The 14,200-nt window shown below is 33.3% G+C and carries 16 protein-coding genes; 10 read left to right on the top strand and 6 right to left on the bottom strand.

Features of this window, described 5'->3' with window-relative positions; all coding sequences use genetic code 11:
• Positions 1 to 6: 6 nt before the first annotated feature.
• The 6 genes from arsM to ABD690_RS01145 are packed head-to-tail and all read right to left on the bottom strand — an operon-like array spanning position 7 to position 4,429.
• Positions 7 to 975, bottom strand: a complete 969-nt coding sequence (gene arsM, locus ABD690_RS01170) for an arsenosugar biosynthesis arsenite methyltransferase ArsM (RefSeq protein ID WP_344726200.1) — start codon at positions 973 to 975, stop codon at positions 7 to 9.
• A complete protein-coding gene (locus ABD690_RS01165) occupies positions 975 to 1,787 on the bottom strand; it encodes a purine-nucleoside phosphorylase (RefSeq protein ID WP_344726198.1) in 813 nt (270 codons plus the stop codon). Before ABD690_RS01165 ends, arsM begins: the two co-directional genes overlap by 1 nt.
• The gene (locus tag ABD690_RS01160) at positions 1,771 to 2,460 is read right to left on the bottom strand and encodes a TIGR04282 family arsenosugar biosynthesis glycosyltransferase (protein WP_344726196.1); all 690 of its coding nucleotides are present in this window, start codon (positions 2,458 to 2,460) and stop codon (positions 1,771 to 1,773) included. Before ABD690_RS01160 ends, ABD690_RS01165 begins: the two co-directional genes overlap by 17 nt.
• 23 nt (positions 2,461 to 2,483) lie before the next feature.
• Complete coding sequence (locus tag ABD690_RS01155; RefSeq protein ID WP_344726194.1) at positions 2,484 to 2,981, bottom strand: rhodanese-like domain-containing protein; 498 nt, start codon at positions 2,979 to 2,981, stop codon at positions 2,484 to 2,486.
• 7 nt (positions 2,982 to 2,988) lie between these two features.
• Positions 2,989 to 4,041, bottom strand: a complete 1,053-nt coding sequence (arsS, locus tag ABD690_RS01150) for an arsenosugar biosynthesis radical SAM (seleno)protein ArsS (protein ID WP_344726192.1) — start codon at positions 4,039 to 4,041, stop codon at positions 2,989 to 2,991.
• Between the two features lie 52 nt (positions 4,042 to 4,093).
• Positions 4,094 to 4,429 (bottom strand): arsenosugar biosynthesis-associated peroxidase-like protein, encoded by a 336-nt coding sequence (locus tag ABD690_RS01145; protein WP_344726189.1) that lies wholly within the window; start codon positions 4,427 to 4,429, stop codon positions 4,094 to 4,096.
• Between the two features lie 166 nt (positions 4,430 to 4,595).
• Here ABD690_RS01145 and ABD690_RS01140 point away from each other — a divergent pair, with 166 nt between their 5' ends.
• The 10 genes from ABD690_RS01140 to ABD690_RS01095 all read left to right on the top strand — a co-directional run bounded on the left by ABD690_RS01140 (position 4,596) and on the right by ABD690_RS01095 (position 14,197).
• On the top strand, positions 4,596 to 5,207 hold the full coding sequence (locus ABD690_RS01140) for a peroxiredoxin-like family protein (RefSeq protein WP_344726187.1): 612 nt from the start codon (positions 4,596 to 4,598) through the stop codon (positions 5,205 to 5,207).
• Positions 5,208 to 5,293: 86 nt separating this feature from the next.
• Positions 5,294 to 6,004, top strand: coding sequence for a glycosyltransferase (locus tag ABD690_RS01135; protein WP_344726185.1), 711 nt, complete (start codon positions 5,294 to 5,296; stop codon positions 6,002 to 6,004).
• 235 nt (positions 6,005 to 6,239) lie between these two features.
• On the top strand, positions 6,240 to 7,547 hold the full coding sequence (locus ABD690_RS01130; protein WP_344726183.1) for a tyrosine-type recombinase/integrase: 1,308 nt from the start codon (positions 6,240 to 6,242) through the stop codon (positions 7,545 to 7,547).
• Positions 7,548 to 7,605: 58 nt separating this feature from the next.
• The gene (locus tag ABD690_RS01125) at positions 7,606 to 8,478 is read left to right on the top strand and encodes a hypothetical protein (protein ID WP_344726181.1); all 873 of its coding nucleotides are present in this window, start codon (positions 7,606 to 7,608) and stop codon (positions 8,476 to 8,478) included.
• A gap of 90 nt (positions 8,479 to 8,568) precedes the next feature.
• Positions 8,569 to 8,859 (top strand): helix-turn-helix domain-containing protein, encoded by a 291-nt coding sequence (locus ABD690_RS01120; protein ID WP_344726180.1) that lies wholly within the window; start codon positions 8,569 to 8,571, stop codon positions 8,857 to 8,859.
• Between the two features lie 2 nt (positions 8,860 to 8,861).
• Positions 8,862 to 9,761 carry a hypothetical protein gene (locus ABD690_RS01115; protein WP_344726178.1) on the top strand — a complete coding sequence of 300 codons (900 nt, stop codon included), beginning with the start codon at positions 8,862 to 8,864 and terminating at the stop codon, positions 9,759 to 9,761.
• 41 nt (positions 9,762 to 9,802) lie between these two features.
• Positions 9,803 to 10,069 carry a helix-turn-helix domain-containing protein gene (locus tag ABD690_RS01110; protein WP_344726176.1) on the top strand — a complete coding sequence of 89 codons (267 nt, stop codon included), beginning with the start codon at positions 9,803 to 9,805 and terminating at the stop codon, positions 10,067 to 10,069.
• A gap of 107 nt (positions 10,070 to 10,176) precedes the next feature.
• Entirely contained in the window at positions 10,177 to 11,802 is a 1,626-nt protein-coding gene (locus tag ABD690_RS01105) for a type I restriction-modification system subunit M (RefSeq protein ID WP_344729267.1), read from the top strand.
• A gap of 50 nt (positions 11,803 to 11,852) precedes the next feature.
• On the top strand, positions 11,853 to 13,097 hold the full coding sequence (locus ABD690_RS01100; RefSeq protein ID WP_344726174.1) for a restriction endonuclease subunit S: 1,245 nt from the start codon (positions 11,853 to 11,855) through the stop codon (positions 13,095 to 13,097).
• 206 nt (positions 13,098 to 13,303) lie between these two features.
• The gene (locus ABD690_RS01095) at positions 13,304 to 14,197 is read left to right on the top strand and encodes an Abi family protein (RefSeq protein WP_344726172.1); all 894 of its coding nucleotides are present in this window, start codon (positions 13,304 to 13,306) and stop codon (positions 14,195 to 14,197) included.
• The last annotated feature ends 3 nt before the right edge of the window (positions 14,198 to 14,200 follow it).

Raw genomic sequence — 14,200 nt, 5'->3', positions numbered from 1 at the left:
GGTCGTTTAGCAGCAGCCTCCACCATCGTAATGATAGGTAGATTTACTTATGAAAATATCATTTCTATTTAGAGAGGCTAAAGCGCTAGCTGTTTTGTCACACACCGCTAACGGTTGATTTTTTAAAAGGATATGTCCAGCATTGTCATCAAAATAATCATTAGCGCCATAATAAATAGCGGTTTTTCCTGTAAATACGCAAGGTCCATCTTTAGGCATCGGATCTTTAATTGCAGCTACTTCTATAGATTCAATATAAATCAATTCGTTTGTTGGGTAATGTTTAGGATCTAAAATTCTATAGGGTTTTCTTGCTCTTATTTCTATAGTACCAAAACCTGTATCGGTTAGAGTTTTTATGTATTCTGAAATGGGTAAACTACCACTTAAACATAAGGCTCTTAATTGTTCGTTGTTTCTCAAGTCATCGTTCATAGGTTGCTCGCAAATAGGGTCGCTCATTACTAGTTTTCCATGAGGTTTTAAAACGCGGTACATTTCTGCAATTGCTTTTTTTAGGTCATCTGCTTTAAAGATATTGAATAAACAATTTTGAGCAGCTACATCAATGCTGTTGTCTTTTACGGGAAGATTCATTGCATCTCCTTTTTTTAAGTCGATAAATTCTGATTTAAACCACTTGTTTTGTGTTTCAGCAATTTTAAAATTCTTACGAGAAGCTTCTAACATTTCATCAACAATGTCAATGCCTATTACTCCATTTTTAGTTCTGTTGAAATAAGCAAACTGCAACAGTTCCATGCCGCCACCAACACCCACATATAGCATTTTAGGGTTATTAGTTAAATCTCGAGCATGAACTGTAGATCCACATCCATAATTCATTTCCTGCATGATTTTTGGGATTTTTAAACCGGGTAGTTCCCAAATAGGGTTTGTTGTGCAACAAAGGCCTACGTCTGGAGTGAGTGCGGCTTCTTTGTATACATTGCGAGTGGTTTCTAGATAGCTCATTATAAGTTTTTTATTAATTCTCTAAATAATTTAGCAAGTTGAGGTTCGGCTTTGTTTGCCATTGCAATAATTTCTTCAACGCTTACAGGTTTTAAATTATCAGGATCGCATTCATCTGTTAAAACTGAAACGGCTGCTACTTTTAAGTTTAAATGATTAGCAACTATAATTTCTGGAACAGTACTCATGCCTACGGCGTCAGCACCAATTGTTTTTAGCATTCGGTATTCTGCTCTGGTTTCTAATTGAGGGCCAACAACACTTGCATAAACTCCTTTGTGAAGTTTAATGTTATTAGTATTGGCTATGGTTTCAAATTTTGAATTTAATTCAGTATCATAAGGCTGGCTCATATCAACAAAGCGTTCTCCTAAATGTTCAACACCTTTAAATGCTAATGGAGAGCTTCCTTGAAGGTTAATGTGGTCTTCAATAAGCATAAGTTCTCCTTTTTTAAAATTAGAATTGATAGCTCCAGAAGCGTTAGAAACCAAAAGCGTTTTGATGCCTAATTCTTTCATGATACGAACAGGATATGTAATGTCCTGTAAAGTGTAACCTTCATATAAATGAAATCGCCCTTGCATGACTACAACGGTTTTACCTTCTAATTTACCATAAATTAATTTTCCTTTATGAAACTCTACAGTTGCTGTAGGGAAGCTTGGGATATGGTTATAACTTATTTCTTTAGTAATAGTTACATCATCAATAAGTTGTCCTAATCCAGTGCCAAGAATAATGCCTATTTCGGGTTTGTTGAACCCTTTGCTCTGTAAATATTCAGTAGTTTCTTTAATATGTTTTATCATAATTTCTAGGTATTGCGTTTATTAGTTTGTTGTGTGCTTTTAAATCTTCAAAAGTATCAATGTCATTTAATTTTTTTAAGATATAAACTGTGTTCTGTTTTAAATCATTTAAAGTGTCTTTGTAAATAGATGCAGTACTCCATTGTTTGTTTTTGAATATGGTAGGGTGTGGCGATTTCATGCCTAAAAGATAGTAGCCGCCATCTGTAGCTGGACCAATAACATGGTCGTGATTGTTTAATGTTTCAAAAGCAACATTAATAACCTCTGAAGTTAAATCATATAAGTCACTACCAATAATTATTATTTTTTCGTATCCTGATTGAAACAGTTCTAAAAATGCGTTTTCCATACGTTCTCCTAGATTGTGCCCTTGTTGTAGTCGTTTTTTAAAAATATTTTCATCCCAGAAATCGTTATGTAATATTTTATTGGAGTAAAAAACAAATTTATCAGTCTTTATTGGTGTAGTGATTTTTGCTGTGTGTTTTAATAAAAGGGTATAAACATGAAGCGCAGCTTCATTGCCAATAGTTTTGGCAAGTCTTGTTTTGCATTTACCAAGTTCAGGGTTTTTTGTAAATATAATAAGCGCACTTTTTGAAGTAGGAAAATGAAAATTGTAAGCTAGTTCATCATTGTTTTTTGTGTCTTTAGAACTTAATAACCCCATTATTTATTTTGGTATTTGATTAATTAGTATATTTTATTGCCTGTTTTAAGCCATTTACTCCATTGTTTTGAAAATGTATGAACATTTTCAGTTTCTTGATTTTTTATGTCGTAAACAGGTAATTCATTATTTTTCCATTCAAAAATACCACCATAAAGGTTGTAAACATTTGTATACCCCATTTTTTTAAGCTTTAAAGCGATATGTTCAGATCGTATACCAATTGAGCAATACACAACAATTAATTGCTCTTTTTGGATGTTTTTTTCTTGTAAAATATTTTTTTTAAAGTTACTGTAGCCGATGTGAATGGCTTTTTTTAAGTGACTTACTTTATACTCTTTAAATTCCCGAGCGTCTAAAATAATAGCTTCTGTTTTAGGCATAGCAAGTTCTTTTGCAGTGATATAAGAGATTTTTTTTGTATTGTAACGCTGCAATAATTCTGATAATGACTCTTGAGCATTTGCTATTTGAGCAGAAAGTATTAGGAATGCTATGTAAAAACATAAATGCCTCATAAGTTACTTAAATTATATTTCCTTGACAACTACTGCCAGCTCCAGCTGTACAACCGTAGCAATGTTGAGAAATAACAATATCTCTACCTTCTAGTGCTTTTTCGTTAAATTCTGAAATATGTTTCACCTTACTATTAACAGGTAATGTAAGCATTTGATTAAAATCACAATCGTATAGATAGCCGTCCCAACTTACAGAAAGGGTGTTTGTACACATGACATTAGCAACGGCTGAAGGGTTGTAGGCATCTACTAATTGATACATGTAGTCTTCGTAATTTTCTGAAGCAATTAAAAAGTCTAAAAAACGACTTATAGGTAAGTTTGTTATGGCAAATAAGTTGTGGAACTGAATGTTAAAATCTTCCATTAGAGCTTTTTTAAAGTCTTTCTCCATGGATGCTTGATCACCTGGTAAAAACGCACCTGAAGGATTATAAACCAAGTCTAAACGTAAATCGCTATCTGGTAAACCGTAACCAACGCTATTAAGCTCTTGTAATGCTTTTATAGATTTGTCAAAAACACCATTGCCTCTTTGTTTATCCGTTTTTCCACGTGTCCAATGGGGCATAGAGCTTACCACATGCACATTATATTTTTTAAAAAAATCTGGTAAATCATAATACTTCTTATTAGCTCTAATAATGGTAAGGTTAGAGCGTACAATAAAATCTTTTATACCTACTTTAGAGGCTTCTTCTACAAACCATCTAAAGTTTGGATTCATTTCTGGAGCTCCACCAGTTAAATCTAAAGTATGTGCGCCAGTGTTTTTAATAACGTCTAAGCATTGTTGCATGGTTTTTCGCGTCATTATTTCCTTTCGGTCTGGACCTGCGTCTACATGACAATGGTCACAAACTTGGTTGCACATATATCCAACATTTATTTGTAGTATTTCTAGTTTTTTGGCTTTTAATGGAAACTGACTAGTTTCGGCAATTTTTTTTGCAAAAGTTGGTAATTCACCATTTTGAAAAATACCATTCGATAAAATTTCGAGTTGTTTTTTGCTGTTGGCTAAACTGCTTTCGCGTTTTTTTAAGGATTTTAACATGTGCTATGTTTGTGTATAATAGTTACGATAAATCGTTGTAGCTGGTTTTGTTTTAACCATCTAATTTATTAACCTTATTCATCATTTGTACACCATGCACAAGTGTTGCACCGCTTTTTATGGCAGCGCCAACATGTATAGCCTCCATCATTTCTTCTTTGGTAACACCGCGTTGTAGGCCGTCTTTGGTGTAGGCGTCAATGCAATAAGGACATTGTTCTGTATGTGCAACAGCTAAAGCAATGAGTGATTTCTCGCGGGCGGTTAAAGCGCCTTCCTCAAATACTTTACCGTAATACTCAAAAAATTTGTTACCAAGTTCTTCACTCCATTCGGTGATTTTACTAAATTTTCTTAAGTCTGTAGGGTCGTAATAAGTTTTTTGCATAATGCCTTTTGTTGTGGTTTTAAATGTTCTTGAAATATGTCAATATACAGATTTATGTCGGTTAGTTTTATTAAATATTACATAAAATATAAAGAAAGAAGTTATAATTGTGTTTTTGTTGTAAGGTTTTAAAAAAGGGGGTGACCAAAACGTAAAACAAGAAATTATGACAAACAAAATTTTAATTTTATTCGCATTTATTGCAGTTACAGCAGTCAACACTATAAATGCTCAAGTGCCTAGCAATGCTGAAGATGTTAGTCCGTTATTAATAGGAGAGCGTGTTCCTGAAGCAACTCTTATTGACCCTGATGGAAATAAATTAACGCTAAAATCAGTAATAAAAGAAAAGCCAACAGTATTAGTTTTTTATCGAGGCGGATGGTGTCCTTATTGTAATGCGCAATTATCTGGGTTGTCAGAATCTGAATCTAAAATTTTAGAATTAGGTTATCAAATTATTGCAATAAGTCCTGATAATTACAAAAACTTAAAACCGACAATGCAAGAGGATAATGTAGCATATAGTCTGTATTCTGATCCAGAGGCAAAACTTATTCAAGATATAGGTATTGGTTTTGAAACGCCAAGTATGGCAAAAATGTATATCAAGAAAAAAACAAAAATGGATGCAACAGATATTTTGCCAGTGCCTACAGTGATGGTTCTTAATACTTCAGGAGAAATTTTGTTTGAGTATATAAATCCTAACTACAAAGTTAGATTAAGCGAGTCTTTATTACTTTCAGCTTTAAAAGCATTGAAAGACGATATGTAATATCTAATAATGGAAATTTTATTTAAAAAAAGTCGAACAAGGTTGTTCGGCTTTTTTTGTTATTTTCATCAGTAAAATTGCAGTTTATGGTTAAGCATGTGTTTACTATCGTTGTACCAGTATATAATGAAAAAGATAATTTGTTACGATTAGAAAAAGCGCTTTTAGAGTTTGTAAAAACAACCAGTTTTGCATCAAAAGTGCTTTTTGTAGATGATGGCTCTACAGATGGAAGTCAATCTCTTTTGACTGAAATTTGTGATAGAAATTCAGAATTTTCTTTTATTGCGTTTAGTGAAAACTTTGGTTTGAGTGCGGCTCTAAAAGCAGGTTTTGATTATGTAGATACAGAATTGCTAGGGTATATAGATGCTGATTTACAAACTACACCCAAAGATTTTAACTTATTACTACCTTATGTAGAAGACTTTGATTTAGTAACCGGAGTTAGAGTTAATCGTAAAGACACATACGTAAAAGCACTGTCTTCTAAAATAGCTAATGCGTTTAGAAAGTTATTTACTCATGATGATATGGATGATACTGGTTGTCCGTTAAAAATCATTAGAACATCTTGTGCGAAAAAAATCCCAATGTTTAGCGGTTTACATAGGTTTTTACCAGCGCTTATTTTATTGCAAAACGGCCGTGTGAAACAGGTGCCTATATTACATTTTTCAAGAATAGCAGGTAAGTCCAAATTTGGTTTAAGTAATAGAATATTAGGACCTTTTATTGATTGTTTTGTTTTTCTGTGGATGAAAAAGCGCTATATAAATTATAAATTAGTAAAGTAATAAAACCAAAAAACCCGAACAAATTGTTCGGGTTTTTAGTGGTGGTGCCTCCAGTACTATTTTTAACTTTGTCGTTTCTTTTCATTTTTACCTAAAACCTCTTTAAAAGCCTATAAAATAAGAATTGTTTGTATCTTTTATTTAAAATTTAATCAAGTAAATTGTTTATAAATAAGGGTTTAATTGCACCCTATTTTGAACCCTTTTTTGTATCTTGTAGTATAAACAAATGCTTATGAGTACTATAATTGAGAGGTCTAAAGGAACTGTCAGATTTGCATTCAAGGACTCGAATACAAACTTACAGAAAAATAAGAAGAAACAAAGCTTAATCTATCTTCACTTTACCTATGGTAAAAACAAATTCAAATATTCAAGCGGTTACAAAAGCTGCTTTGATGATTGGGATTTTAATAAGCAACGTATAAAAAACAAGGTAGGAATCACCAACAAGGATGAAGTTAACGGCCATTTGAGCGATTTAGAGAAGTTTATTAATAAAAAGTACAATGAACTGTCAGGTGAGTACGACGTAGTGCCTAAACATCTTTTAAAGTACGCATTGGATGTGAAAACAAATAAGGTAACTCCACATAAGGTTAAGGATAAAAAAGGGATGTCCTTTTTTGAGGTAATTAACGAGTTTATAGAAACCAAGGAGGGCGAAATATCCAAAATAACAATAAGGTCCTATAAGCAAACTAAAAAGCGTTTAGAAGAATATCAAAGGCACTACAATGAAACACTGATGTTTGAATTTATTGATATGTCATTTTATAATAAGTTTAATAGGTTCATGGAAGCCAATAACTACTCATTGAATACTATAGGTAAACACCTCAAAACAATAAAAACATTTTTAAACTATGCGCTCATTGAGGGTTATACAACCAATCAACGATTTAAGAGCGATGATTTTAAGGTTAAAAAGGAAATTACAACCGAGATTTATTTAACCGATGATGAAATCAAGAAAATGTATGAGCATGATTTGTCAAAATATCCAGAACTTGAACATGCCAGGGATGTGTTTTTAATGGGATGCTACACAGGGCAAAGAATTAGTGATTACAATGGTTTGAAAAGTGAAGATATAGTCGTTATAGGTGGTTATAAATGTTTCAAAATACGTCAAAAGAAAAACCGTAAGCATAGTAGAATAGTACATTGCCCTATTACAAAAGAAATGCAAGATATTATGGATAGTCGTTATAGCGGCCATCCACCAACCAAAATCTTGGAGCAAGATTTAAACGAGAATATCAAGCAAGTTGGGCAAATGTTGGAATGGGACGATCTTATTAAGTGCGAATATACGAAAGGTGGCATATATCAAACCGAAATGATTCCAAAATATGACCTCATCAAATCCCATACAGCAAGAAGAAGTTTTTGCACCAATAAGTACAAAGCAGGTATGAGTGTGTTTGATATTATGCTGTTTAGTGGTCATACTACCGAGAAGGAATTTTATAAATACATCCGCATTAAAAATCAAGAAAGAGCATCACACATTATTAAAAGTGGTTTTTTTAATGTGTAGTCTATTACTTCAATTTAACTATATTTATCCATATTTAATTTAAGACGACTAACCGCCATTGAATGCCATTGCTCAATTTTTAGAAGCTTTATCTAAAAACTACTATTTAGATTTTCTTTTGGAAGAACCTATACAGGTTTTGCATGTGGAGCCTTTCTATTATACACCTATTGTTTACAAGGAAAGAGACTATCTCGAAATGGATTTGATTGATATAAGAAAACAGAACAGAGCCATAATTGATAAGTTTAAAGGGCTGTACTCTAATGCACTTACAGAAGTTAATTTAAATATTGTGACGAGTAACGAAAAGCAAGTCAAAATATTTATTGAGACGTTGATTGAATCTATAAAGGTACATTTAAACACAATAGTTAATGACTTTGATGTTACCGATTCTAAATCAAGATATTATTCTGAACCTTGTTACTACGACAACAAATTGAAGGAGGCGCTTCAAAAAGCAACTAATGATATTTTTAAATTCCAGCATGAAAGACAAAGTGATTCTACGCTTGAATTAAATAGTTTCAATTTGTTTTATGAAAGATTAAGAATTAGCATCATCAGTTTTTTGCCAATGGCATTATTTACAATAGCCAATGCATTTATAATAGAACTAAACAAGATTAAAGAAAAAACCTTGACGGCATTAAATGATGATGTGGATTCAAAAAAACCAGTTAAAAAGGATCAATTGTCAAATAATCAAATCGTTGTTTTGTTAGATAGATTGGGATTTTTTGCAAGTGTTGATATTGAAAGTTTATCCAATAGTAAACAAGCTGAAATCTTAAATCTTCTTACAGGATTAAACAAACAAAACTTAAGACAGAACATTGGCAATCTAAATAAAAAATCATCAATGTTAAAACCCCAACAGGTCGCTGACATTGAAAAAGTACAGCAAATTTTAGATAGTTTAAAATAAGGTTGTAGTAAGTTGTGTAGTTACTACAGTAATTAAAAACAGCCAATCTACCTATACTTTAGCATCGTTGAATCATAAAATCTTACAACGATGGAATCAAGTAAAATCACCCAGGTATTTGGCATCACGCCTTCCGAATTAAAAGAAGACATTTTAAAAGACGTTAGGGCAGAACTAAAAGAAATTGTCCAAAACTTCCAACCCGTAAAACCGCCAGAGTACATCACAAGGCAAGAAGCCGCTAAAATTCTTAAAGTGTCTTTGGTGACTCTTACCGATTGGAATAAAAAAGGAGTGCTTAAACCATATCGCCTTGGCAACCTCATAAGATATAAACGCTCTGAATTAGACGAGGCATTAATAGCTATAAGTAAGAGGTGAGATTGATTGACACTATTAAAATAGCGTGTCCATTAGAGGGTAAACCTCAAGAATTAATTAACCGTACCGAATCGCCTTTTATTTGGAACACGTTTAAATGGACGCCTATGTTTAATGGTCATCAAGAGTTGTCTTTCTACAAAGCAAAATTTAAAAACCTCGATTTAAAACTCTATCAAGACAAATTAATAGTAGTCAACTCATTGCACAAATTGTATTTAGGCAATAACTATATGCCGTTTACTTATGGTCAAGTTATTAAAGCTCTGTTGCTGCTTAATCATCATTTGCCGTTAGATGTTTATCAAGGCGAGGTCAAACGTTTAAGTTTTGGTGTGGTCATAAAAGAACATCCGGAAAGCATTTATAATCAGTGGTTGTTTCATTTAGGTAAACCTTGGTTGCCAATGCAAAGCGGTAATAAAATGTATGGAGCTAAATTCTATTTAACCGATTATCAAATAAAAGGCTATAACAAAACAACTCAAGTGCAAAAACAAAGCGCATTAGTCATCCCCGAAAACCTATTTAGATTTGAAATTGATAACGCAAAAACCAAAGTGCTCAACAATGCTACTAACAATGTGGGTATCTACAAAGTTAGGGACATTTTAGAATACAGTAAATATCAAAAACTCGGCGATGTATTATTAAGAAAGTTTAGCCAAATAGAAAAACAACCACAGTTGCAACTATCAAGCCTTAACATAAAAGAAAAACGATTGGTAGCATCTATGCAGAATTACCAAATCAAGGAAAGTATCAAAAAGCAGCATTTTGATAGTTATAAAAACGATAAGAAAAAGTACAATCAAATTCAAAAGATACATGCTGATAATTATTATCAAGAACATGTATTTCAAAAATTGAAAACAGCAGTAAAGTACAGTATAAACAATTAACCGTTTTCAAACTTGTAATATAACCTAAAACAGGGGTAAAAATGAAACAATACGATAACAGCGATATAGAAGAAATAGAGACACGATTAGAGCAAACCATAAAACGGTTAGAAAAACTTCAAAAGCAAGTGCGTGTAGAACCGTTTATTGACAATTCCGATTTCATAAGAATTTTCAAAATCAGTAATGGTACAGCAAAAAATTGGCGAAGTAAAGGCGTAATTCCTTATGTTCAAATCGAGAATAAAATATACTATAAAGTTAGTGATATTAGGAGCTTGCTTAATAAAAATTACAGTACTATTTAGAATAAATCACCTATAAAATCAGGTTAAAATATCGGCCTCAAAATCACTATTAACTATTTAATTATAAAATTCTATTTTTGGAGAAAACAACAACAGATACGCAAAGCATGAGCGAAGACCATAAAAAACAACTCGAACAACAACTTTGGAATATCGCCAACACCCTTAGAGGTAAAATGAATGCCGATGAGTTTCGAGATTACATATTAGGCTTTATATTCTACAAATACCTATCTGAAAAAATGGAAATCCACGCCAATAAAATCCTTAAAGAGGGTGGTGATACCATACAGTTTCAAGATATAGACGAAAATACAGAGAATGGAAACGCCTACATTGAAGCCATTAGGGAAGATGCCTTACAATCGTTAGGGTACTTTTTAAAACCATCCGAATTATTTAGCGTTGTTGCCAAACGTGGTAGCCATAAATTAGAAGAAGACGAAGCCTTTAATGTAGCTGCCGAAAGCACTATTGGTTATAGTACCAAACAAAACTTTATTCTTGAAGACCTTCAAAAAATCCTCACCAACATTCAAAACAGTACTATGGGTACAGATAGCGAGGAAGATTTCGATAACCTTTTTGAAGACATGGACCTAAACTCAACCAAGTTGGGTAAAACTCCAGAAGCAAGAAACAAAGTAATTGCCAAAGTCCTGTCGCATTTAGACGCCATAGATTTTCAATTGCAGGAAACCGAGTTGGATGTATTGGGGGATGCCTACGAATACCTCATAGGTAAATTTGCAAGTGGCGCAGGTAAAAAAGCAGGAGAGTTTTACACACCACAAGAAGTTAGTATGGTATTGGCTAAAATTGTAACCACTGGTAAAACCAAGCTTAAGTCGGTGTATGATCCAACGTGTGGCAGTGGGTCATTGCTGCTCCGTGTTGCTAAAGAGGTAAAAGATGTAAGCAACTTTTATGGTCAGGAACTCAACCGTACTACTTACAATTTGGCACGTATGAACATGATTCTTCACGGAGTACATTACCGTAAATTCGATATTAAGCAAGAAGATACATTAGAGCATCCACAGCATTTAGAGTTAAGGGCAGAAGCCATTGTAGCAAATCCGCCATTTTCTGCCAAGTGGAGCGCCAACCAACTATTTACTACCGATGACAGATTTAGCCAATACGGTAAGTTAGCACCAAAAAGTAAAGCCGATTTTGCCTTTGTGCAGCACATGGTACATCATTTGTCCGAAAACGGTATCATGGCATTGGTATTGCCTCACGGTGCATTATTTAGAGGGGCGGCAGAGCAGCACATACGCAAGTATTTAATAGAAGAACGCGATTATTTGGATGCGGTAATAGGCTTACCGGCCAATGTGTTTTACGGCACAAGCATTCCTGCTTGTATTATGGTCTATAAAAAATGTAAGGAGCATCCAAATACCGTGCTGTTTATAGATGCAAGCCAGCACTTTGAAAAAGTAAAAACCCAAAACAAACTGCGGTTAGAGGATATAGACAAAATAGTAAGCACTTACAGAGAGCGTAACGTAGAAGATAAATACAGTTATGTAGCAACCTTGGACGAGATTCGAGAAAACGATTACAACCTAAACATACCACGCTATGTAGATACTTTTGAAGAAGAAGAGCCAATAGATTTAAAAACCGTAGCAAAGCAGTTGGTTGAGGTTGAAGAAAACATGCAGGATATAGATAGCCAAATAGCAGACTATTGCAACCAGTTAAACATTCCAACACCCTTTTAAAATAAGCACAACACCACCACAACACCCACAAAATACCCACAAAACACCACATGACCGCCATAAAAACACCACAACCCAAAGTGCCTAAACTACGCTTCCCAGAGTTTAAAGATGAATGGAAGTATTCAAAAATTGAAGATTTGTTTCAATTTAAAAATGGTCTTAACAAGGAAAAAGAATTTTTTGGTAAAGGAACGCCAATAATAAATTTCATGGATGTTTATAGGTTAAGTTCTATAAAAAAACAAAATATTGTTGGATTGGTAGAGCTTGAAAAGGCAGAAAAGGATAGGTACTCCGCAAAGATTGGAGATGTTTTTTTTACAAGAACTTCAGAAACTATAGATGATATTGGCATGACGGCAACTTTAGTTGAAGAAATAAAAGATTGTGTTTTTAGTGGTTTTGTGTTAAGGGCAAGACCCTATGATAAAAGTTTTGTTCCAGAGTTTACAAGTTATCTGTTTTCAATTGCCTCCATTAGAAAGGAAATAGTTACGAAAAGCTCTATGACAACAAGAGCTTTGACAAGTGGAACTTTACTTAATAAAGTTAACTTTTTCTATCCTCAAAAATTAAATGAACAACAAAAAATAGCCAATTTCCTATCGGTTATAGATGCCAAAATACAAGCCTTACAACAAAAGGAAACCTTGTTGAAAGACTATAAAAAAGGCGTGGTACAGCAAATTTTCTCAAGAACAATTAGGTTCAAGGACACTAACGGAGCATCATTTCCAGATTGGGAGAAAACTAAATTAGGGAAGTTGTTAAAACAAAAGTCAATAAGAAAAGGTGATAGCGATATAAACTTAATTTTAAGCGTTAGTAACACCAAAGGTTTCATACCGCAATCAGTGCAGTTTGATAACCATCGGGTAGCAAGTAAAGATGTATCTAATTACAAAGTGGTTGAAAAATATGATTATGCATACAATCCCTCAAGAATAAATGTAGGCTCTATAGCTGTATTAAGAGATTATGAGCAAGGTATAGTAAGTCCAATGTACATCATCTTTGAATTAAAAAAAGGATTGAATATTGAATTTTTTGATAATTTAATTACTACACATCTATTTAAACACCTAATAAAGGTAGGTTGTTCAGGGAGTGTAAGAGATAGTCTAAACTTTAATGATTTAGCAGATTTTAAAGTAGAAATACCATGTTTGGAAGAACAAAAGCTAATTGCCCAATTTTTAACTAATTTAGATGCAAAAATAGTACAGATAAACACCCAAAAAACTAATACAGAGCAGTTTAAAAAAGCATTGTTGCAACAAATGTTTGTGTAAAAAACTGTTAAAAAATGATAATTTATGGTAAATTATAGTAAAATATGGTACAAAGTTTGTACATTTGCAAGTAACAGTACCCAAGTTGCTTCCCATAAGAACAGCTCTCGGGTCTTTTTTTTTGCCATAAATTTAAACAACTATACAGCTCTCTTAAAGCCTTTTTAAATAGGTTTTTTGGGAGTTTTTGTTTTAAAAATAATAAAATGGCTAAACCACCAAAAACAGTACAACAACAAATACAACTACTGCAAGCGCGCAACATGACCTTTAGAAATGTGGCAGATGCGCCTCACTTTTTATCCAACATTAGCTATTACCGCTTAAAAGGCTATTGGTGGGAAATGCAGGACGATAGGGTAAATCATCATTTTGCCAATGGTAGTGTATTTGAAGACGTGATAGACCTTTATAATTTCGACAGGCATTTTAGGCTTATAGTGTTCAACGCCATAGAGCGTATAGAAATATCCTTACGTACAAAGTTAATTTATCACATGTCGTTAAGCTATGGACCATTTTGGTATTTAGATCCATCATTGTTCGATAAGCAGAAGCAATTTGGGTTTTTTATCTCCAAAATATTTAGGGATATGTCAAGTAGTAGCGAGGAGTTTATGGTCAAGCATTTTCAAAACCACCCTACTGAAAACCCTGAAAGCTGGAAGGGTTTAGAGGTATTAACCTTGGGGACACTATCTAAACTGTACCAAAACATTAAACACCAATTGCCAGAAAAAAGTACCATAGCAAGAGAGTTCGGTTTGTATAATCAAAAATATCTATCCAGTTGGTTGTTAACCATCACTGTGGTTAGAAACATAATTGCGCACCATTCAAGATTATGGAACAGGGTAATTATCAATAAATACGATTGGCCAACAAGTACACCAAACCCTATTTTGTCTTATGTACCCAATAATCATCAAAGAAGAAAAATTTTCCCACTGCTTTCTGCTATTCTATATATTAGCAATGAGATAAGTCCAGGGCATCATATAAAGCAGGAACTTTTAGATTTATTCAACCAATTCCCCAATATACCTTTAAGTAAAATGGGATTCCCAGCAAATTGGCAAACCGAACCTATTTGGCTTTAAACT

It is taken from the genome of Corallibacter vietnamensis, assembly GCF_039537875.1.
Taxonomy (GTDB): domain Bacteria; phylum Bacteroidota; class Bacteroidia; order Flavobacteriales; family Flavobacteriaceae; genus Corallibacter; species Corallibacter vietnamensis.
Note: the sequence above shows the minus strand (reverse complement) of the source record. Positions and strands in the feature narration are given on the sequence as shown.

Excerpts from the sequence above, each read along its gene's own strand:
- arsM (WP_344726200.1), bottom strand. The coding sequence starts at position 975 with ATGAGCTATCTAGAAACCACTCGCAATGTATACAAAGAAGCCGCACTC.
- ABD690_RS01165 (WP_344726198.1), bottom strand. The coding sequence starts at position 1,787 with ATGATAAAACATATTAAAGAAACTACTGAATATTTACAGAGCAAAGGG.
- ABD690_RS01160 (WP_344726196.1), bottom strand. The coding sequence starts at position 2,460 with ATGGGGTTATTAAGTTCTAAAGACACAAAAAACAATGATGAACTAGCT.
- ABD690_RS01155 (WP_344726194.1), bottom strand. The coding sequence starts at position 2,981 with ATGAGGCATTTATGTTTTTACATAGCATTCCTAATACTTTCTGCTCAA.
- arsS (WP_344726192.1), bottom strand. The coding sequence starts at position 4,041 with ATGTTAAAATCCTTAAAAAAACGCGAAAGCAGTTTAGCCAACAGCAAA.
- ABD690_RS01145 (WP_344726189.1), bottom strand. The coding sequence starts at position 4,429 with ATGCAAAAAACTTATTACGACCCTACAGACTTAAGAAAATTTAGTAAA.
- ABD690_RS01140 (WP_344726187.1), top strand. The coding sequence starts at position 4,596 with ATGACAAACAAAATTTTAATTTTATTCGCATTTATTGCAGTTACAGCA.
- ABD690_RS01135 (WP_344726185.1), top strand. The coding sequence starts at position 5,294 with ATGGTTAAGCATGTGTTTACTATCGTTGTACCAGTATATAATGAAAAA.
- ABD690_RS01130 (WP_344726183.1), top strand. The coding sequence starts at position 6,240 with ATGAGTACTATAATTGAGAGGTCTAAAGGAACTGTCAGATTTGCATTC.
- ABD690_RS01120 (WP_344726180.1), top strand. The coding sequence starts at position 8,569 with ATGGAATCAAGTAAAATCACCCAGGTATTTGGCATCACGCCTTCCGAA.
- ABD690_RS01110 (WP_344726176.1), top strand. The coding sequence starts at position 9,803 with ATGAAACAATACGATAACAGCGATATAGAAGAAATAGAGACACGATTA.
- ABD690_RS01105 (WP_344729267.1), top strand. The coding sequence starts at position 10,177 with ATGAGCGAAGACCATAAAAAACAACTCGAACAACAACTTTGGAATATC.
- ABD690_RS01100 (WP_344726174.1), top strand. The coding sequence starts at position 11,853 with ATGACCGCCATAAAAACACCACAACCCAAAGTGCCTAAACTACGCTTC.
- ABD690_RS01095 (WP_344726172.1), top strand. The coding sequence starts at position 13,304 with ATGGCTAAACCACCAAAAACAGTACAACAACAAATACAACTACTGCAA.